Here is an 18,736-nt window from a genome sequence, read left to right as displayed (position 1 = left end):
TGCTCCGGTACTCATACCGCGGCGACCGGCGCTTCGACCGGGACGGGGCGCCAGGTGGGGGGCATCAGCGCCGGTACATGCGCCCCGCGTACCTCCGCGAACTCGGTGTTCGTCGCGAGCAGTCGGCGTGCGGCGGCGCGCGGGTCGCGCTCCTTGTGCGCCGTCATGTAGGCGGCGACCAGCCCGGCGACCACGGGGGTGGCGAACGAGGTGCCGCTCCACTGCGCGAGCCCCTGGAACATCACCTGGTCCGGCTTGCTCTCGGCGCTGTCCTCGCTGAGCACGCCGGTGTGGCGGGGGAACTGGCAGGTGCAGCCGTAGCCGAAGCCGTAGCGGCAGGCGTCGTAGGTGGAGTGCTGGTAGACGTACGGCACGGGGGTGCCCCAGCCGGTCAGCGCGCTGGTGAGGCGCTCGCCGGGGGCGTAGACCTTCACCCAGCCGCCGTGGTTGGAGAAGCAGGCGCCGAACTCGCCGTCGCCGCGCAGCGCGCCGACGGAGAGGACGCTGTCGTGCCAGTCGGGCAGGTCGGCGTAGGCGGCGGGCCAGAAGGGGGTGGCGCTGGCGTTGTTGCCGGCGCAGGCGACGAGCAGGGTGCGCTGCTCGCGCAGTTCCTCCATGAACGCCTGGACGCCGAGAAGTCCGTCGGTGCGGCCGTTGGAGGTGCCCGCGGAGAGGCTGAGGATGTCGGGCCAGCCGCTCGCGTCGACGGCCTCGAAGAGCTTCTCGCCGAACTCGGACTCCAGGACGGCCCCGGCGTCGTTGAGCGAGTTGCGTACGGTGACGTCGGTGTTGGGGGCGACGGCGGCGACCAGCCCGGCGATGAAGGTGCCGTGGCCGACGTACTGCTGGAGTACGCCGTCCTCGTCGGTCTCCTGGATCTGGAGGTCGCCGCGGGTGTGGGCGAGCAGCGGGTAGGCGCGGTAGTCGCTCATCAGGCCGGTGTCGACGACGAGGACGCCGACGGAGGTCTCCGGGTCGTACCGGCCTTCGGCGGCGGCCGGGTTGGGCGGTTCGTTCTGCGGGGCGGGGGCGGGTTCGTCGCCGGGGCAGGCGTTGACGGCGATGGACACCACGTGGTTGCGGCTGACCAGCCGGCGGCCCGCGCGTCCCTCCGCCTGGCGCAGTGCCCGCAGCGCGCCCGCGACGGCGCGGTCCGCGCCGGGTGCGCCCTCGCCGGGGTCGCCGACCTGGATGCGGGTGATGCCGGAGCGGTTGCGCGGCGGGCCCGCCCGGCGCACCGTGTCGGGGGTCAGGTCGGGGGCCTCGGTGAAGAAGGTGCGGACGGTGTCCTCGACGAGCTGCGCCTCCTCGCCGTCGCGGGCGAGGACGACCCCCTTCTCGTAGAGGAATTCCGCGGAGTCGTCCGGTCCCATGGCGAGCGGGACGTCGGGCATCGTGCGCTGGATCTGGTCGAACTGCTCGCGGAATCGCTGTGGTGCCATGGCGTGTCCTCCCCGTTGTGGCGACGTTCGTCAACTGGAGTCGCGATGTCGCTGATTGATACAGAGACGAATCGGTGGCCCGTGGTTCCGGGCGACGGCGGCCACTACCATCCGTGGGGTGAGAGCGGGAAGCGACTCGGTTCTCGAACTGCTGCCGATGGTGTTCGCCGCCCCGAACGAGGCGCTGGACCGGGCGCAGGAGGTGCTCGCGGCCGATCCGTCACCGCTGCACGCCTCCGTGGCGCACCAGGTGATCGGCATCTGGCAGCGGGATTTCGGCGATCTGCGGATCGCCCTGCACCACCTTCGGCGTGCCCGCGATCTGGCCGCGCGGGCGGACTCGGCGGAGCGGGAGGCGGACGTCCTCGGCACGCTCGGGGTCGCGTTGGTGCACGCGGGGCGCACGCGGCAGGGGCTCGCGGCGTTCGAGCGCGGGGTGGCGCGCGGTACGGGGCACACCCGGGCGCGGGTGCGGTTCCGCCGGGCGTACGTCTGGTGGGTGCTCGGTCATCATCGCGAGGCGCTGGAGGACGTACGCCGGGCGATTCCCGTGCTGCGGCAGGCGGACGACGTGATCTGGACGGCGCGGGCGCTGACGCTGCGGGCGACGGTGCATCTGGCGCTGGGCGCGGTGGAGCGGGCGGACGCCGACTTCACGGCGGCGGAGAAGTTGTGGGAGACCACCGGCCAGGAGCACGACAAGGCGGACGCGGTGGAGAGCCGGGGCCTCGCCGCGTTCCGGTCGGGGGACATCCCGGCGGCGCTGCGGCTGCTGGACGAGGCGGAGGAGCGGTACGCCAAGCTGGGCACGCCGACGTTCATGCTGAACATCCGCCGCTGCGAGGTGCTGATGGCGGCGGGCCTGGCGCCGGAGGCGCTGGCGGAGGCGGACGCGGCGATCGCCGTGCTGGACGGGATGGGCGGGCAGTCCACCCGCAAGGCGGAGCTGCTGCTGGCGGCGGCGCGCGCGGCCCGGCTGGCGGGTGATCCGCACACCGCGATCGCCCGCGCGGCGGTGGCCGTGCGGCTCTTCTCCGGGCAGCGGCGCACCTGGTGGGAGACGCATGCCCGGCTGGTGCTGATCGAGGCGCGGGTGGCCGCGGGGCGCAGTTCGGGGCGGCTGGTCGCGGACGCCGCGGCGGTGGCCGAGCGGCTGGCGTCGTTCGGGGCGCCGGCCGCGCCGGAGGCGTCGCTGCTGGCGGGCCGGATCGCGCTGGGCCTGGGCTGGACGGCGGACGCCGAGCGGCATCTGGCGGTGGCCGCGCGCAGCCGGCACGGCGGGCCGCCGCTGGCCCGGATGACGGGGTGGGCGGCGCAGGCGCTGCGGGCGCGGGCGGCGGGTTCGGCGCGGGGTGTGCTGGAGGCCTGCCGGCGCGGTCTCGACGTGCTGGACGACCACCGGATGACGCTGGGCGCCTCGGAGTTGCGGGCGCGGGCCACCGCGCAGGGCGCCGAACTGGCCGCGCTGGCGCAGCGGGCGAGCCTGGACGGGGGCGGGCCGCGGCGGCTGCTGGTGTGGAGCGAGCGGTGGCGGGCGACGGTGCTGTCCGCGCCGCCGACCCGGCCGCCCGCCGACCCGGCGCTGCTGAGCGGGCTGACCGCGTTCCGGGAGATCGCGGCCCGCGCGGAGGCGGCCCGCTGGGAGGGCCGGCCGATACCGGCGCTGGAGCGGGAGCAGCGGCGGCTGGAGCGGGAGGTGCGGTCGCGGACGCTGCACATCCGGGGTGGCGCGCCGGGCGACGGGCACCGGTTCGACGTGGGCCGGCTGCTGGACCGGCTGGGCGAGACGCTGCTGGTGGAGCTGGCGGTGCTGGACGGGCGGGTGCAGGTGCTGCTGTGCGGCCGGGGCCGGGTGCGGCGGTTCGAGGCGGGGCTGCTGGCGGAGGCGGAGGTCGAGGCCGAGCATGTGCAGGCCGGGCTGCGGCGGCTGGCCCACCCCGGCGCCGAGGGCCGGCTGCCGGTGGTGGAGGCGGCGGGCCGGCGGCTGGAGGAGCTGCTGCTGGGCCCGGCCGCCGGACGCCTGAGTCCGGGGCCCGTGGTGATCGTGCCGCCCGCGCGGCTGCACCGGGTGCCGTGGGCACTGCTGCCGTCGCTGCGGGAGCGGGTGGTCAGTGTGTCGCCGTCGGCGAGCAGCTGGCTGCGGGCCCGGGAGACCGAGCCGCCGCCGGGCGGCCGTCATGTGCTGGTGCGCGGGCCGGGTCTGGCGACCGGCGGCGCGGAGGTCCCGGAGGTCGCCGACCGGTACGCCGAGGCGCGGGTGCTGGAGGACGAGGAGGCGCGGGTGCCGCGCGTCCTGGAGGAGCTGGACGGGGCTGCGCTCGCCCACATCGCCGCGCACGGCACGTTCCGCGCGGACAGCCCGATGTTCTCCTCGCTGCGGATGGCGGACGGGCCGCTGATCGTGCACGACTTCGAGCGGCTGGCCCGCAGTCCGTACCGGATCATCCTCTCGAGCTGCGACACCGCCCGGCTGGCCTCGGTCGGTGCCGACGAGCTGCTGGGTCTGGTCACGGCGCTGCTGCCGCTGGGCACGGCGGGGGTGGTGGCGAGCAGCGCGCCGGTGAATGACGCCGCGGTGGTGCCGCTGATGCTGGCGCTGCACAAGGGGCTCGGGGCGGGTCTGTCGCTGGCGGAGGCGCTGCGTGACGCGCGCGCCGCGCTGCCGGGGGACGCCCTGCACCAGGCGACGGGGTGGGCGTTCACGGCGTTCGGGGCGGCGTGAACACGGGCCGCGCGAACACGAGTTGCGTGAACGACAGGTGAACTCACGGCGTCGCCACGGGAAACGGCACGAGGCTTTCAACTTGGCTGATTTTGTGCGGAGTTCAACCGTCCACATCTACCGCTGAGTCACTTCTCGATCATGCTGCGTAACGCCCGGAGCTGGGCTAGGTTCTCCCCCTGAGCCGCCACACCTGGGGCACGGGGCCCCATGGGACTAGTGGCTCGATAAGGGAATCGTCCTCTTGACGACCATCGCGACCGACATATTCACCGTGCGGCCGTACACCTCACACTGCCGGGTGATCGAACAGGAAGCGCAGCACGCCGTCATCGGCGTCTCGCCCGGCAACAGCTTCTTCACCGCGGAGACCGTGACCGGCCTCGCCCACTGGGCGGCCGAACGGTTCGCCCGCGTCGACCTCGTCTATACGGACCTGTACATCGCCGACATGTACGAGGCCCTGGGCTACGCGCCCGACGACGCCCGACGCAAGGCGGTCAAGAACCTGCGCGGGGTACGCGCCAAAGTCTCCAACGCCGCCCTGGCCGTCGACCCCGACGGGGCCCGGGTACGGGCACAGCCCGTGTCCGCGCTCACGGGCCGGCCCGAGTACCGGCGACTCAGCCGGCACGTCGAGACGCTGATGACCGGCGACGCCGCGCTCGCGGCCACGGTCGCCGGCCTGGTCGACCGGTTCCTCCGGGACAAGGTCACCGGCCGGGACGCCACCGACCGGCAACGTGAGGTGTGCACCCGCTACATACTCGCCGAACTGCCCCTCTTCATCGACTCGCCGGCGATCTTCGGCGTCGCCTCCTCACTCAACTGCTACCACCAAGTACTGCCGCTGGCGGACCTTCTCTACGGACCGGGGCACGGGCTGCGCGCATCCCGCAACCAGGGCCACGGCATCATCGCTCTCACCGCTCCGGAGGACGCCCAGTGACCACCGCAACCGACACCGGTCTGCTCGACTTCCCGTTCTCGCCGCGCGGTGACCGCCTCCCGGACGAAGTCCCCTCCCTGCTGCGCGACCGCCCGGTGACCCGGGTGCGCACCATCGCCGGGGACGTCGCCTGGCTGGTGTCCTCGCACGCCCTGTGCAAGCAGGTGCTGGAGGACGACCGGTTCAGTCTCAAGGAGACCTCCGCTCCCGGGGTGCCGCGCCAGTACGCGCTGACCATTCCGCCGGAGGTCGTCAACAACATGGGCAACATCACCGGCGCCGGACTGCGCCGCGCGGTGATGCGCGCCATCAACCCCAAGGCGCACGCCGACTGGATGGAGCGGTACGCCGGGCAGCTCGCCGACCGCATGCTCGCCGAGGGCGCACCCGCCGACCTGCGGCGGGACTTCACGGTGCCGTACTCCACCGGGCTGCACTGCCGCCTGCTCGGCATCCCCATGGAGGACGCGGACCGCCTCTACCGCAGCCTGCACGTGGCGTTCATGAACAGTCCCCGTCCGATACCCGCCGCCGCGCTCAACTGGGACCGCGACATCGCGTACATGAAGGGCCGCCTCGACGACCCGGACACCACCGGCCTGATGGGCGAACTCGCCGGGCTGCGCGGCACCCCGGAGTACGCGCACGTGTCGGACGAGATGTTCGCGACCGTCGGCGTGACCATGTTCGGCGCCGGGGTGATCTCGGTCATGGGCGCGCTGACGATGATGTGCGTGACGCTGCTGCTCGACCACGAGGTGCGGGACCGGCTGGCCGCCGAGCCGGGCCTGATCCCCACCGCCGTCGACGAGTTGCTGCGCGTCAACCTGTCCATCGCCGACGGGCTGCCGAGGATCGCGCTCGACGACATACGGCTCGGTGATGTCACCGTGCGCCGGGGCGAGCTGGTGCTGGTCCTGGTCGAGGCCGCCAACCACGACCCGGACCAGTACGACGACCCGCGCGCGATCCGGCTGGAGCGGCCCAACGCGGGCACGCACCTGTCGTTCGGCGGCGGTGGCCACTACTGCCCGGCCACCGCCCTCGGCAAGAAGCACGCCGAGGTCGCCCTCCGCGTGCTGCTGGACCGTATGCCGCGACTGGATCTGGCCGTGCCGGTCGAGCAACTGGTGTGGCGGACCGGGTTCATGAAGCGCGTCCCGGAGCGGCTGCCCGTCCGGTGGTGACGCGGCGGCCGTGAGCGACCGGACCCCGGGGTGGTTCCGTGCCCCGGGGTCCGGCGCTCTCCGGGCCCGCCCGGCGTCCGCTCGCCCTTAAGGCCGCGTGCCGTCAGGCGGACTGGGCCTGCGGCAGCTCCACGAGCCACGGCAGCGATCCGCGGTCGCTCGCCCCGAGGCGGGCGTAGGCGCTGTAGAGGTGGTTGCCGACGGTGCGGACGGAGAGGGTGAGCCGTTCGGCGATCTGCCGGTTGCTGAGCCCGGCGGCGGCCAGGGTGACGATCTGCCTCTGCCGGGCGGTCAGTTCACCGAGCACCAGCCCCGACAGCGCGGGCGTCCGCGCGCCGGGGCAGCGGCGGGCCAGGGCGACGGCCCGGGTGCGGGCCCTGCGGGCCGCGCCGGGGTCGCGGTGCGCGGGGACGGCCTGGGCGTACGCCTCGGCGGCGAACAGCAGCAGGCCGCGCTCCTCCAGGCGGGCGGCCACCCGGTCCAGGGCGGGCCCGTCGCGGCGGGCGAGGGCGGCGGCGTGCTCGGCGAAGACACTCCCGGCGGGCAGCCGGCCCAGCACCGACTCCGGGGCGCCGAGGCGCACGGCGTCGTACAGCGCGAGGACGTCGTCGCCGGGGACGTCTTCGCCGGCGTCCGCCTCCTCCGCGGCCCGCGCCGCGGCCGGCCGCACCGCCACCGGCCCGTGTGCCGTACGCCCGCCGTGGGCGTCCGGTGCCACCGTGGAGCCCGCCGACTGCGCGACGGCCAGGGCGAGTTCGGTACGGCAGGAGGGGTCGTCCGCGCCGGCCCGCAGCCCTTCGCGGGCCCACGTCGCGGCCTCGGTCAGCTCGCCCCGCAGCCGGGCGTACCGGGCGCGCACGGCGGCGTAGGCGGGCGGCACCGGGTGGCCCTCCCCCGCCAGCCACTCCCCCACGGGGGCCGGCAGCGTCCGGACGTCCGCGTCGGCGATCCGGCGGGCCAGCGTGGCGGTCTCGGCGGCGAGCGCGGAGGCGTACCGGTCGGGGGTGCCGCCCAGCCTGCGGGCCCGCAGCCGGCCGGCCGTGGCCCGCAGCGCCGGGCCGTACAGGGGGTGGGCGAGCCGGACGCGGTGGCACTCGTCGAGGTGGATCAGGCCGGCCGCCTCCAGGCGTTCGAGGACGCTCAGGTCGAACGCGTCGGGGTCGACCGCCAGGGGCTCGGCGAAGGCCAGCCGGTCGAGGGTCTCCCGCTCGTCGGGGTCGGTGCGGTCGAGGACCGGCGCGGTGCGCTCGCGGACGGCCGGGGTGACCGGCACGGGGCCGCGCCACGCCCAGGTGTCGGTGTCCGGTACGCGGCTGAGCAGCCCGCCGTCGCGCACGGCGCCCAGCAGATCGCGCAGCAGTCGCAGATCGCCGCTGCACAGCCGGTGCAGCCGGCGCGCGGTGAGCGGTTCCAGCGCCCGGCCCGCGCCCGCGGCGGCGAGCCGCGCGGTCTCCTCGGCGGGCAGCGGCTCCAGGGCGAGGCGGGGCAGCAGTTCGCCGGTCCACAGCCGGGCCACCGCGGCGGGTGCCGGGGTGCCGTCGGTGACGACGACCACCAGCCGGGTGCGGCCGTGGACGGCGAGCTGGTGGACGAGGGCGGCGGAGGCGTCGTCCAGCCAGTGCGCGTCGTCGACCAGCAGCAGCCGTACGCCGGAGAGCAGGCGCACCGCGCGGGACAGGGTGACGGACTCGGGCAGCAGGTGCGCGAACGCGGCGAAGGGGATGCCGCGGGAGTCGGGGGTGCCGGCGGCGCGGGCGCAGTCGGTGCCGCGTAGTGCCTCGGTGACCAGCCGGGTCTTGCCCACGCCCGACGGGCCGGTGACCACGATGCCGTGCCGCCCGGCCGTCTGCGAGCGGCGGACCAGCTCCAGTTCGTCCTCGCGGCCGGTGAACGGCCAGGGCAGCCGAAGGGTCTTCGCGTCCTGTTCGTAAGTCATCACGTCTACAGGAGCCGCGCTACTCAGTCCTGATACAGGGGCACTTGAGTAGACCCCGACTCAGGCGCCCGGAGCCCCTCCGGCCCCACTCTGGGTCCATGACCGCACGCTACTGCTCCCTCGCGCAGCAGCCCGACCCCGCCTTCGCGCCGGGGCTGGCCGCCGAGCGGATCGGTGCGCTCGTCCGGGGTCACCGGATGTGGGTCAACGGCACCGTGCTGCACTACTGGTTCTTCACGGACGACTCCGAAGGCGCCGACGGCTCCGTGATCCCCGTGCCGGGGACCGGGGAGACCCGGCGGGTGTCGTGGGCGGGCACCAAGGAGCAGCAGGACGTCGTCCGCGAGTGCTTCGACGAGTGGCGGGACCTGGGGATCGGCCTGACCTTCGCCGAGGTGGGCGACCGCTCGGAGGCGGAGCTGCGCATCGGCTTCCAGCCGGGCGGCGGCTCCTGGTCGCTCGTGGGCCGGGACGCCCTGCGGGTCGGTCTGCGCGAGCGCACGATGAACTTCGGCTGGGACCTGACCGCGCCCGGGGAGCGCGCGACGGCCCTGCACGAGATCGGGCACGCGCTGGGCATGACGCACGAGCACCAGAACCCGTGCGCCGGGCTCCACTGGGACGACGAGGCCGTGTACGAGGAGCTGGCCGGCCCGCCCAACTTCTGGAGCCGGGACCGGACCTACGTCAACATTCTGCGGAAGCTGGACCGGGACGAGGTGAACGGCGCGGTCTGGGACCCGCAGTCGATCATGGAGTATCCGTTCCCGCCGGGGCTGATCCTGGAGCCGGAGCAGTATCGTGCGGGGCTGCATCCGCCGGGCACGCTGTCCGCCGCGGACAAGGAGTTCGCGCTGCGCTGGTATCCGCCGGCGGCCGTGGCGCAGCCGCTGGTGCCCTTCCGGTCGGCGGCGCTGCGTCTCGAGAGCGGCGGGCAGGCCGACTTCACCGTCGAGCCGCCGGAGACCCGCGAGTACAGCGTGGGGGTCTTCGGCGCCGCCGACACCGTCGTCGTGGTCTTCGAGGAACGCGACGGCGAACCGCGCTATCTCACCGCCCACGACGACGGCGGCACACCCGCCAACGCCACCGTCCGGGCCCGGCTCGTCAAGGGCCGCCGCTACTTCGTCCGTGTGCGCCTGTACTCCGCGTGGGGTTCGGGCGAGACGGCCGTCATGTGCTGGTGACGGGCCGTACGACCGCACACGGGCGCCAGACCGCAGTCCGGCACCGGGGGAGCGGTCGAGCACGTCACCCCTTCGGGGGAGGGGTGACGTGTTCGACCGCGTCAGTTCACGGGGGACGTGAGCACGGGGGAAGCAACGGGGACAACGGGGGACGCGGGGGAAACAACGGGGGAGACACGGGGGAAACAACGGGGGAAAGGAACGGGGGATGAGAAAGGGCCCTCACAGGTTCGCCTGTGAGGGCCCTTCGCCGTGTCGGGACGACAGGATTTGAACCTGCGACCCCTTGACCCCCAGTCAAGTGCGCTACCAAGCTGCGCCACGTCCCGGCGGCCGACCCGCGGTCTCCCGCGTGATCGTGCAGGTCAAGCCTACCTCATCCCCGATACAGCTCGGTGAGCAGTTCCAGCACCGCCTGGCCGGCCGGGTGCGGATCGTCACGCCACCAGGCCAGGCGCACGGCGACCGGCTCGGCGTCCCGCACCGGGCGGTAGACCACGCCGGGCCGCCGGTACTGGTTCGCGGTGGACTCGGCGGTCACGCCGATGCACCGGCCGGTGGCGATGACGGTGAGCCAGTCGTCGACGTCGTGGATCTCCTCGGTCGCCGGGCGGTCGTCCGGCGGCCACAGCTCCGGGGTGGCGGTGCCGGTGCGGCGGTCCACCAGCAGCACGCGCCCGGCGAGGTCGGCCAGCCGCACCGAGCGGCGCCGGGCCAGCGGGTCGTCGGCGGCCATCGCGCACAGCCGCCGCTCCAGGCCGACGATCGCGGAGTCGAAGCGCCGGTCGTCGAGCGTCCGGCGGACCACGGCGAGGTCGCACATGCCCTCCAGCAACCCGGCGGTGGGCGAGTTGACGCGCACCAGGTGCAGTCCGGTCTCCGGGTGGGCGGCGCCCCAGCGGCGCTGGAAGGGCAGGGTGTGGCGGCCGAGTGCCGCCCAGGCGTAGCCGATCCGCAGCTCGTCCCGGCCGGTGGTGGCGTCCCGGACCAGGTCGTCCACCTCGGCCAGCACCCGCCGGGCGTGCGCCAGGACCCGCTGTCCGGTCGCCGTCGGCGTCACCGCGCGGGAGGTGCGCCGCAGCAGCCGCACGCCGAGGGCGCGTTCCAGCGCGGCGAGCGTCCGCGAGACGGCCGCCTGGGAGACGCCGAGCGCGAGCGCGGCGTCGGTGAAGGTGCCCTCGTCGGCGATGGCGACGAGGCAGCGCAGATGGCGGAGTTCCACATCCATGCGTCAAGCGTATGGATCGGACGGTACATGCATTTTGCGCAAGCCCTGGGTGCGCGCACGATGCGGCGCATGGGCACAGCTTCCGCCTCCGCTTCCGCATCGCGCTGGTCGCGCATATCCCCTGACACCGTCACGCCCGGGCGAAGGCGACTGGCCGGCGTCGCCGCCATGCTCGGCAGCGGTCTGTCCAACCAGACGGGCGCCGCCGTGGGCGCCCTGGCCTTCCCGGTGCTCGGCCCGGTCGGGGTGGTCGCGGTACGGCAGTACGTCGCCGCCGCCGTGCTGCTGCCGCTCGCCCGGCCCCGGCTGCGGGAGTTCACCTGGCGGCAGTGGTGGCCGGTGCTGCTGCTGGCCGTGGTGTTCGGCACGATGAACCTGAGTCTGTACAGCGCCGTCGACCGGATCGGCCTCGGGCTCGCGGTGACCCTGGAGTTCCTGGGGCCGCTGACCATCGCGCTGGCCGCCGTACGCCGTCGGCTGGACGCCTGTTGCGCGGTGCTCGCTGCGGCGGGCGTGGTCGTGCTGATGCGTCCGCGGCCCTCCGCGGACTACCTGGGGATGGGGCTCGGTCTGCTGGCGGCGGCGTGCTGGGCGTCGTACATCCTGCTCAACCGCACGATCGGCACCCGGCTGCCCGGCGCGCAGGGGGCGGCCGCCGCGGCCGGGGTGTCGGCGGTGCTGTTCCTGCCGGTCGGGTTGCTGGTCGTGGCGCACCGGCCGCCGGGCGCGGCGGCGGTGGCCTGCGCGGTCGCGGCCGGGGTGCTGTCCTCCGCCGTGCCCTATCTCGCCGATCTGCTGACCCTGCGGCACGTCCCGGCGCAGACGTTCGGGCTGTTCATGAGCGTCAATCCGGTGCTGGCGGCGGTGGTGGGGTGGGTCGTCCTCGGCGAGGGCCTGGGCGGGTGGGAGTGCGCCGGGATCGCAGCCGTCGTCACCGCCAACGCGGTGAGCATGCTGACCCGGCGGGCGTGAGGGGCGCCGACGCGTCCGGCCGCCGTACGACGGAGTGCCCGGCCGCCGCGCGACCCAGTGTCCGGCCGCCACGCGGCCCAGTGCCCGGCCGCCGCGCGACGAAGTGTCCGGCCGTGGGGGCCGATCCCGCACACTCTGTCGGCGCCGGGGCGGGGTGCGGGCTGGCTAGGGTCGGCCGTATGACCCATGGTTTCGTTGTTCACATCCCCGACGCCGCGCTCGAGCCCGAGCCGCTGGAGCCCGGGCAGATCGTCTCCGGGACGCCCGAGGTGACCGGGAAGGTGGTGTGGGAGTCGGCGGACGGCCGCCAGGTGCGCGGCATCTGGCAGATCACGCCGGGTGTCGTGACCGACACCGAGGCGGACGAGCTGTTCGTGGTGATCAGCGGGTCGGCGACGATCGAGGTCGAGGGCGGGCCGACGCTGAGGGTCGGGCCGGGCGACATGGCGGTGCTGCGCGAGGGCGACCGTACGACGTGGACGGTGCACGAGACGCTGCGCAAGGCGTACGCGATCAACCTGTGAGCGGTGGGGCGGTCGTGCCCCTGATCTCCAGTGTCGGCGCGGCCAGGTGCGTACGGCCCGCGCCGCCCGGCCGCTCGAAGCGGTCCAGGAGGCAGCGGGCCGCGTGGCGGCCGACCTCGTGTCCGGCGTGGTCGACGGTGGTCAGCCACAGGTGGCGCAGCCGGGCGACGGCCGTGTTGTCGTAGCCGGTCACGGAGAGGTCGTGCGGCACGCGCAGGCCCAGCTCGGCCGCCGCGGACAGGGCGCCGACGGCTGCGATGTCGTTGACGGCCAGTACGGCGGTGGGCCGGTCGGCGCGGCCGAGGAGCCGTACGGTCGCCCGGTAGCCGCCCTCCTCCGTCATGTCGCTGGGTTCGACCAGCGCGTCCGCGGCCAGGCCGTGGTCCCGCATGGTCGCCTCGAAGCTGCGGCGGCGCAGTTCGCCGACGGCGCCGTAGCCCGCGATGTGCGCGATGCGGCGGTGGCCGAGCCCGACGATGTGCTCGGTGACGAGCCGCGCGCCCCGGGTGTCGTCGCCGGCGACCAGGTCCACGCCGGGCGGCACGGTCTCGCGGGCCCCGGCCACGACGACGGGTATGCGGGCGGCGGCCGGGCCGAGCGCGGCCGGGTCGGGAAGGGTGCCGACGACGACGAGACCGTCCACGCCGAGGTCCAGGAAGGGGCCCGCCGGGTCCTGTCCGGTGCGGCGGTTGAGGCGGGCGTCGGCGAGGACGGTGCGCAGACCGGCGGTGTGCAGGACCGAGTTGAGGCCTTCGAGCAGGTCGACGTACCAGGGGTTGCGCAGGTCGTGCAGGAGGACGCCGATCGTGCGGGAGCGCTGCTCGCTGAGGGTGCGGGCGGCGGCGTTCGGCCGGTAGCCCAGCTCCCGCACGGCCCGCAGCACGGCGTCCCGCTTCTCGGGCCGCACCTGCGGCGAGCCGCGCAGCACCAGCGAGACCAGCGATTTGGAGACTCCGGCGTGTTCGGCGACGTCGCGGATGGTCGGCGGTCTCATGCGATGGACCGTTCCATGAGGGTGGCTGCCCTGTCAAAGGCGCGGTGAGACCGGGAGAAGGCTTGACAGCCGGGAACGCGCCACCCAAGGTGGGCGGGCCGAGAAAAATGGACCGGTCCAAAGAGGGGCTCGGGCCGGGGCTTGAGAGGGGCTGTCATGGTGGGTGACACGCTGGGCGTCGGCGTCGTCGGGTTCGGCTGGATGGGCCGGGTGCACACCCAGGCCTACGCCCGGGTGCGGCACCACTATCCGCGGCTGCCGCTGCGGCCGGAGCTGGTGGCGGTCGCCGACGAGGTGCCGGGCCGGGCCGAGGAGGCGGCGGAGCAGTTCGGGTTCGCCTCCGCGGTGCGCGACTGGCGGGAGGTGGCCGCGGATCCGCGCGTGCGGGCGGTCAGCGTCACCGCGCCGAACTTCCTGCACCGCGAGATCGGGGTGGCGATGGCGGAGGCGGGCAAGCACCTCTGGATCGAGAAGCCGGTGGGTCTGACCGCCGAGGACGCCCGCGCGGTGGCGGACGCGGTGGCCGCGGCGGGGGTGCGCAGCGCGGTGGGCTTCAACTACCGCAACGCGCCGGCCGTCGAGACCGCCCGCGAGCTGATCGCCTCCGGCGAGATCGGCACCGTGACCCACGTCCGCATCCGGCTGTTCAGCGACTACGCGGCCCACCCGCGGGGGGCGCTGACCTGGCGTTACGAACGTGAGCGGGGCGGCAGCGGGGTGCTCGGCGACCTCGCCTCGCACGGCGCCGACCTGGCTCGCTTCCTGCTCGGCGACATCACCTCCCTGGTGGCCGACACCGCGATCTTCGTCCCGGAGCGGGCCCGCCCGGTCGGCGCCACCGCGGGTCACACCCTCGCCGCCGGCGGGGAGCCGGGCCGCGTCGAGAACGAGGACTACGTGAACTGCCTGCTGCGCTTCGCCTCCGGCGCGCGCGGCGTCCTGGAGGCCTGCCGGGTCTCGGTCGGCGAGCAGAACACCTACGGCTTCGAGGTGCACGGCACCCGGGGCGCCGTGTTCTGGGACTTCCGCCGCATGAACGAGCTGGGCGTCTGCCGCGGCGACCGGTACCAGGACCAGCCGGTGAGCACCGTGTACGTCGGCCCCGGCGACGGCGAGTTCGGCGCGTTCCAGCCGGGCGCGGCCAACGCCATGGGCTATGACGACCTGAAGGTGATCGAGGCCCACCGCTTCCTGCGCTCCATCGCCGAGGACAGCCCCCTCGGCGCCACCGTCACGGACGCGGTGCGCAGCGCTGCCGTACTGGACGCGATGACCTTGTCGGCGCGGGCCGGGAGCTGGGTGCCGGTGGAGGGGTGAGCGGGATGGCCGCCCGCCGGAGCCTTCCGCCTCAGCCCGTCGTCGCCTCCGGCGGCATGTTGTACGGGGTGACCACCTGGATGGGGGACGGGAGCGGTGGGGCGGCGGGTGGGAGGGCGCCGTGGGCGCGCATGATCCGGTGGCAGGCCTCGCGGAGGTCGTGGCGGAGGTCGTGGTGCAGGACGGCGGACAGGCGGTGCTCGCGCAGCAGGCGCGTGTTGTCGTGGTCGAGGTCGTGGGCGAGGAAGACGGCGCACTCGCGGCCGAGGTCGTGGAAGGCCTGGAGGGTGGCGACGTTGCCGCCGCCGATCGAGTAGACCGCGCGGATCTCGGGGTCGCGTTCGAGGGCGGCGCGGACGAGGTCGTACTGGGTGGCGTCGAGGCCCTGGCCCTCGGTGATCTCGACGAGGGTGCGGCCGGGGTGCCGGGCGCGCATGGTGGCGCGGAAGCCCATCTCACGCTCCTCCTCGTTGCGGAAGAAGCCGCTGCTGAGGCTGGTCAGGACGTGCGCGGGCCGGTCGCCCAGCCACTGGCCCATGAGGTAGGCGGCGGTGGCGCCGGCCGCGCGGTTGTCGATGCCGACGTAGCCGATGCGGGCGCTGGCGGGCAGGTCGGTGGCGAGGGTGACCACCGGGATGCCGGTGGCGGCCAGCCGGGCGACGGCGGCGGTGACCTCGGGGACGTCCGGCGCCTTGAGGATCACGCCCTGTGAGCCGCGCCGGGCGATCCGGTCCAGGGTGGCGAGCTGTTCCTCGACGGGGCCGGTCTCGCGGAAGTGGAAGCGGGAGCGCACCACGGCCGGGTGCAGTCCGGGCAGTTCGGCCTCCAGGGCGGTGCGCACGGCGGTGGAGAACCGCTCCGGCGCCTGCATCACGATGTCGATCATGAAGGTGCGGCCGACGAGCCGGACCTGGGTGCGCTGCCGGTCCAGGTCGGCGATGGCCCGGTGAACCTCCTGCGCGGTGCTCGGGCGCACCCCGCCGCGCCCGTTGAGGACGCGGTCGACGGTGGCCTCGCTCAGCCCGGCCTGACGTGCGATCTCCCGGATGGGGAAGGGATGGCCCACGCACGGCTCCTCGAGTTCTCTTGAGGGGTTTTTGATGGCTTCCTGCTGGTTGTTCGAGGGGTTTGTACTGACAAGAATGACAGCACTCCGTCGCCCCGTCACCGAAAGGACGACGATGGCCCCCACCCCCTGGCTGTCCGCGCGGGACTGCGACCTCGGCGCGTTCCGCGCGCTGGTCGAGCGGACCACGGACCCCGCCGATCTGCCGTACGCCACCGCCGTGGAGCGGAACGTGCCGGTCTACGACGCCGGACGCCTCCGTGACCGCCTGGACCGTCAGGACCGTCAGGACCGCCGGGACCGCCGCGCGGTGCAGGCCGAACTGGTCCACGTGCTCACCGACGGCCCCGGCATCGTCGTCTTCCGCGGTGCCTTCCCGGACCGCGCGGTCGCGGACCGGGTCAGCGAGGTCTTCGACGCGCTGATCGCCGAGCAGCGCGCCGCGGGCGCCGCGGCCGGGGACCACTTCGCCGCGCCGGGCGCCAACGACCGGGTGTGGAACGCGCTGGAGAAGACGGCGCTGTACGACCCGGAGGCGTTCGCCGACTACTACGCGAACGACGTGCTGGCGCTCGTCGCGGAGGCCTGGCTGGGCCCCGGTCACCAGATCACCTCGCAGGTCAACGTGGTCAACCCGGGCGGCGCGGCGCAGACCCCGCACCGCGACTACCACCTGGGCTTCCTCTCCGACGAGGTCGCCGCCGCCTACCCGGCCCACGTCCACCGCCTCTCCCCCGCGCTCACCCTCCAGGGCGCCGTCGCCCACCGCGACATGCCCGTGGAGTCCGGGCCGACGATGTACCTGCCGTACTCGCAGCGCTACGAGCCGGGCTATCTGGCCTGGCGGCGCCCCGAGTTCCAGGAGTACTTCGCCGCGCACCACGTGCAGCTGCCGCTCGCCCAGGGGGACGCCGTCTTCTTCAACCCGGCCGTGTTCCACGCCGCCGGAAGCAACCGCTCCGCCGGGATCCGGCGCATGGCCAACCTCCTCCAGGTGTCGTCCGCGTTCGGGCGGGCCATGGAGACGGTCGACCGTGCGGCGATCGTCGACGCGGTCTATCCGGTGCTGCTGAAGCGGCGGGCCGAGGGGGCTGACGAGGCGTGGCTGGAGCGCGTCATCGCGGCGAGCGCCGACGGCTACCCCTTCCCGACCAACCTCGACAGCGACCCGCCGGTCGCCGGGCTCGCGCCGCCCTCGCAGGCGGACGTCGTCCGGCGAGCGCTGCGGGAGACCTGGACCCCCGAGGCGCTGCGGGACGCGCTGCGGGCCGGTGCCGAGCGGCGCCAGAGCTGAAAGGACCCCGTTCCCATGGGACTTCTCGACGACAAGGCCGTCCTGGTCAACGGCGGCAGCCAGGGTGTCGGCGCGGCCGTCGCGCGGGCCGCCGTCCGCGAGGGCGCGGCCGTGGCCGTCACCGGGCGGCGCGCCGGGCCCGGTGAGGCGCTGGTGGCGGAGCTGGGCGGCAGGGCGAGGTTCATCCGGGCCGACCTGGCCGACGCCGAGCGGGCCAAGTCGGTCGTGGCGGAGGTCGTCGACGCGTACGGCCGGATCGACTGCCTGGTGAACGCTGCGGGCCTCACCACGCGTGGCACCCTGCTCGACACCACACCCGAGCTGTTCGACCGGCACGTCGCGATCAATCTCCGGGCGCCGTTCTTCGCGATGCAGGCGGCCGTCGCGGACATGGTGGCCCGCAAGGCGCCCGGCACGATCGTCAACGTCATCACGTCGTCCGCGCACGGCGGCCAGCCGTTCCTCGCGCCGTACGTCGCCGCGAAGGCCGGCCTGATCGGACTCACCCGCAACGCCGCGCACGCGCACCGCTGGGACCGGATCCGGATCAACGGCCTGAACATCGGCTGGACGGCGACCGAGGGCGAGGACGCGACGCAGCGGGCCTTCCACGGCGCCGGGGACGACTGGCGGGAGCAGGCCGCCGCGCGGCTGCCGATGGGCCGGCTCGGGCAGCCCGACGAGATCGCCGACTTCGTGGTGTTCCTGCTGTCCGACCGATCGGGCGTGGTCACCGGATCAGTGATCGACTGGGACCAGAACGTCCTCGGCGCCCTCGACTGACTCCTCTTGAACCCCCCGTCCCCCTCTCCCCTCCCCCTCCCTCCTCAAGGAGCAGCCCCATGCGTATCGGAATCCTCGGCCTCGGCCGCATCGGCGCCTTCCACGCCGAGACCCTGTCCCGACTGGACGCGGTCGAGTCGCTGGTGCTCACCGACCCGTTCGCGGACGCCGCGAAGACCGCAGCGGAGCGGTTCGGCGGCGAGGTCGTGGACTCGCCGGAGGCCCTGCTGGCCGCCGGGGTGGACGGCATCGTGGTCGCGGCCGCGACGGACGCCCACCCCGCGCTGATCCGGGCCGGGGTCGAGGCCGGTGTCCCGGTGTTCTGCGAGAAGCCCGTCGCCCGGACCATGAGCGAGGGCGTCGAGGTGCTGAAGGCCGTCGAGGGCAGCGGCGTACCGGTCCAGATCGGCTACAACCGCCGCTTCGACGCCGGTTTCGCCGCCGCCCGCGCCGCCGTGCGCGGCGGCGAGCTGGGCCGGCTGCACACCGTACGGTCCACCACGCTGGACCCGGCGCCGCCGCCCGCCGCGTACATCGCCGCCTCCGGGGGCATCTTCCGGGACTGCTCCGTGCACGACTTCGACATCATCCGCTGGGTGACGGGCCGTGAGGTGACCGAGGTGTACGCCGTCGGCGGGAACCGGGGCGCCGACCACATCCGGGAGGCGGGTGACGCGGACACCACCGGTGCCGTCCTCACCCTGGACGACGGCACGATCGCGGTCGTCTCCAACTCGCGGCACAACGGCCGGGGTTACGACGTGCGGATGGAGCTGCACGGCTTCGAGGACTCCATCGCGGTCGGTCTGGAGGACAAGCTGCCGCTGCGCTCGGTGGAGCCCGGGGTGAGCTTCCCGGCCGGTGTCCCGCACGACTTCTTCATGGACCGCTTCGCCGCTGCCTACCGCGCCGAACTCGCCGCGTTCACCGAGGTCGTGGCCGGTACCCGGCCCTCGCCGTGCACGATCGGGGACGCCCTGGAGGCGGGCTGGATCGCCGAGGCGTGCACGCGGTCGCTGCACGAGCACCGGCCGGTGACGGTCGACGAGGTCCGCGCCGCCTGACGCGGTGGCGAAAGGCGGGCGAGGGAGGCCGGGGGCGAGCACCCGAGCAGCACTTTTGTGGGGGACAGCGA

Annotated in this window: 15 protein-coding genes and 1 tRNA gene; 10 read left to right on the top strand and 6 right to left on the bottom strand. The window is 74.3% G+C overall.

Translation table 11 applies throughout. The features are described from left to right. Nucleotides 1-11: 11 nt before the first annotated feature. Nucleotides 12-1,442, bottom strand: coding sequence for a S8/S53 family peptidase (locus ACIG0D_RS10740; RefSeq protein WP_399798347.1), 1,431 nt, complete (start codon nt 1,440-1,442; stop codon nt 12-14). Nucleotides 1,443-1,560: 118 nt separating this feature from the next. Here ACIG0D_RS10740 and ACIG0D_RS10735 point away from each other — a divergent pair, with 118 nt between their 5' ends. The 3 genes from ACIG0D_RS10735 (at nt 1,561) to ACIG0D_RS10725 (ending at nt 6,300) form a co-directional block, all read left to right on the top strand. Next, the gene (locus ACIG0D_RS10735) at nt 1,561-4,164 is read left to right on the top strand and encodes a CHAT domain-containing protein (protein ID WP_399798339.1); all 2,604 of its coding nucleotides are present in this window, start codon (nt 1,561-1,563) and stop codon (nt 4,162-4,164) included. 244 nt (nt 4,165-4,408) lie between these two features. After that, a complete protein-coding gene (locus ACIG0D_RS10730; RefSeq protein WP_399798336.1) occupies nt 4,409-5,113 on the top strand; it encodes a tRNA-dependent cyclodipeptide synthase in 705 nt (234 codons plus the stop codon). Beyond that, nucleotides 5,110-6,300, top strand: coding sequence for a cytochrome P450 (locus tag ACIG0D_RS10725; RefSeq protein WP_399798332.1), 1,191 nt, complete (start codon nt 5,110-5,112; stop codon nt 6,298-6,300). Before ACIG0D_RS10730 ends, ACIG0D_RS10725 begins: the two co-directional genes overlap by 4 nt. A 103-nt stretch (nt 6,301-6,403) precedes the next feature. Here the strand turns inward: ACIG0D_RS10725 and ACIG0D_RS10720 are convergent, their stop codons facing one another. Then, nucleotides 6,404-8,236, bottom strand: coding sequence for a LuxR C-terminal-related transcriptional regulator (locus ACIG0D_RS10720; protein WP_399798329.1), 1,833 nt, complete (start codon nt 8,234-8,236; stop codon nt 6,404-6,406). Between the two features lie 98 nt (nt 8,237-8,334). Between ACIG0D_RS10720 and ACIG0D_RS10715 the strand changes: the two genes are divergently transcribed. After that, nucleotides 8,335-9,423 carry a M12 family metallopeptidase gene (locus tag ACIG0D_RS10715; RefSeq protein WP_399798327.1) on the top strand — a complete coding sequence of 363 codons (1,089 nt, stop codon included), beginning with the start codon at nt 8,335-8,337 and terminating at the stop codon, nt 9,421-9,423. Nucleotides 9,424-9,678: 255 nt separating this feature from the next. Here the strand turns inward: ACIG0D_RS10715 and ACIG0D_RS10710 are convergent. Both ACIG0D_RS10710 and ACIG0D_RS10705 read right to left on the bottom strand, forming a co-directional pair. Continuing rightward, nucleotides 9,679-9,752, bottom strand: a tRNA-Pro gene (locus tag ACIG0D_RS10710). 47 nt (nt 9,753-9,799) lie between these two features. After that, on the bottom strand, nt 9,800-10,651 hold the full coding sequence (locus tag ACIG0D_RS10705; protein WP_399798324.1) for a LysR family transcriptional regulator: 852 nt from the start codon (nt 10,649-10,651) through the stop codon (nt 9,800-9,802). A 168-nt stretch (nt 10,652-10,819) separates the two neighbouring features. On the opposite strand from ACIG0D_RS10705, the gene ACIG0D_RS10700 reads away from it, so the two are divergent. Both ACIG0D_RS10700 and ACIG0D_RS10695 read left to right on the top strand, forming a co-directional pair. Beyond that, complete coding sequence (locus ACIG0D_RS10700; protein ID WP_399799247.1) at nt 10,820-11,623, top strand: EamA family transporter; 804 nt, start codon at nt 10,820-10,822, stop codon at nt 11,621-11,623. Between the two features lie 179 nt (nt 11,624-11,802). Then, nucleotides 11,803-12,147, top strand: coding sequence for a cupin domain-containing protein (locus ACIG0D_RS10695; RefSeq protein WP_399798322.1), 345 nt, complete (start codon nt 11,803-11,805; stop codon nt 12,145-12,147). Here ACIG0D_RS10695 and ACIG0D_RS10690 read toward each other — a convergent pair. After that, nucleotides 12,137-13,141, bottom strand: a complete 1,005-nt coding sequence (locus ACIG0D_RS10690; RefSeq protein ID WP_399798320.1) for a LacI family DNA-binding transcriptional regulator — start codon at nt 13,139-13,141, stop codon at nt 12,137-12,139. The two genes, ACIG0D_RS10695 and ACIG0D_RS10690, sit on opposite strands and share 11 nt — an antisense overlap. Before the next feature lie 159 nt (nt 13,142-13,300). Here ACIG0D_RS10690 and ACIG0D_RS10685 point away from each other — a divergent pair, with 159 nt between their 5' ends. Continuing rightward, nucleotides 13,301-14,458, top strand: coding sequence for a Gfo/Idh/MocA family protein (locus ACIG0D_RS10685; protein WP_399799245.1), 1,158 nt, complete (start codon nt 13,301-13,303; stop codon nt 14,456-14,458). A 31-nt stretch (nt 14,459-14,489) separates the two neighbouring features. Here ACIG0D_RS10685 and ACIG0D_RS10680 read toward each other — a convergent pair whose 3' ends face one another. Then, a complete protein-coding gene (locus ACIG0D_RS10680) occupies nt 14,490-15,524 on the bottom strand; it encodes a LacI family DNA-binding transcriptional regulator (protein ID WP_399798318.1) in 1,035 nt (344 codons plus the stop codon). Between the two features lie 76 nt (nt 15,525-15,600). Here ACIG0D_RS10680 and ACIG0D_RS10675 point away from each other — a divergent pair, with 76 nt between their 5' ends. From ACIG0D_RS10675 to ACIG0D_RS10665, 3 genes are read left to right on the top strand one after another with little or no spacing between them, the layout of a single operon-like run. Beyond that, nucleotides 15,601-16,818 (top strand): phytanoyl-CoA dioxygenase family protein, encoded by a 1,218-nt coding sequence (locus ACIG0D_RS10675; RefSeq protein WP_399798316.1) that lies wholly within the window; start codon nt 15,601-15,603, stop codon nt 16,816-16,818. 15 nt (nt 16,819-16,833) lie between these two features. Continuing rightward, the gene (locus tag ACIG0D_RS10670; protein ID WP_399798314.1) at nt 16,834-17,601 is read left to right on the top strand and encodes an SDR family oxidoreductase; all 768 of its coding nucleotides are present in this window, start codon (nt 16,834-16,836) and stop codon (nt 17,599-17,601) included. Nucleotides 17,602-17,660: 59 nt separating this feature from the next. Continuing rightward, on the top strand, nt 17,661-18,665 hold the full coding sequence (locus tag ACIG0D_RS10665) for a Gfo/Idh/MocA family oxidoreductase (protein ID WP_399798311.1): 1,005 nt from the start codon (nt 17,661-17,663) through the stop codon (nt 18,663-18,665). Nucleotides 18,666-18,736 lie beyond the last annotated feature (71 nt).

The organism is Streptomyces sp. NPDC052773 (genome assembly GCF_044547145.1).
Lineage (GTDB): Bacteria > Actinomycetota > Actinomycetes > Streptomycetales > Streptomycetaceae > Streptomyces.
Note: the sequence above shows the minus strand (reverse complement) of the source record. Positions and strands in the feature narration are given on the sequence as shown.

Coding starts and splice junctions, on each gene's coding strand:
- ACIG0D_RS10705 (WP_399798324.1), bottom strand. CDS start 10,651: ATGGATGTGGAACTCCGCCATCTGCGCTGCCTCGTCGCCATCGCCGAC.
- ACIG0D_RS10675 (WP_399798316.1), top strand. CDS start 15,601: ATGACAGCACTCCGTCGCCCCGTCACCGAAAGGACGACGATGGCCCCC.
- ACIG0D_RS10715 (WP_399798327.1), top strand. CDS start 8,335: ATGACCGCACGCTACTGCTCCCTCGCGCAGCAGCCCGACCCCGCCTTC.
- ACIG0D_RS10665 (WP_399798311.1), top strand. CDS start 17,661: ATGCGTATCGGAATCCTCGGCCTCGGCCGCATCGGCGCCTTCCACGCC.
- ACIG0D_RS10740 (WP_399798347.1), bottom strand. CDS start 1,442: ATGGCACCACAGCGATTCCGCGAGCAGTTCGACCAGATCCAGCGCACG.
- ACIG0D_RS10720 (WP_399798329.1), bottom strand. CDS start 8,236: ATGACTTACGAACAGGACGCGAAGACCCTTCGGCTGCCCTGGCCGTTC.
- ACIG0D_RS10695 (WP_399798322.1), top strand. CDS start 11,803: ATGACCCATGGTTTCGTTGTTCACATCCCCGACGCCGCGCTCGAGCCC.
- ACIG0D_RS10690 (WP_399798320.1), bottom strand. CDS start 13,141: ATGAGACCGCCGACCATCCGCGACGTCGCCGAACACGCCGGAGTCTCC.
- ACIG0D_RS10670 (WP_399798314.1), top strand. CDS start 16,834: ATGGGACTTCTCGACGACAAGGCCGTCCTGGTCAACGGCGGCAGCCAG.
- ACIG0D_RS10700 (WP_399799247.1), top strand. CDS start 10,820: ATGCTCGGCAGCGGTCTGTCCAACCAGACGGGCGCCGCCGTGGGCGCC.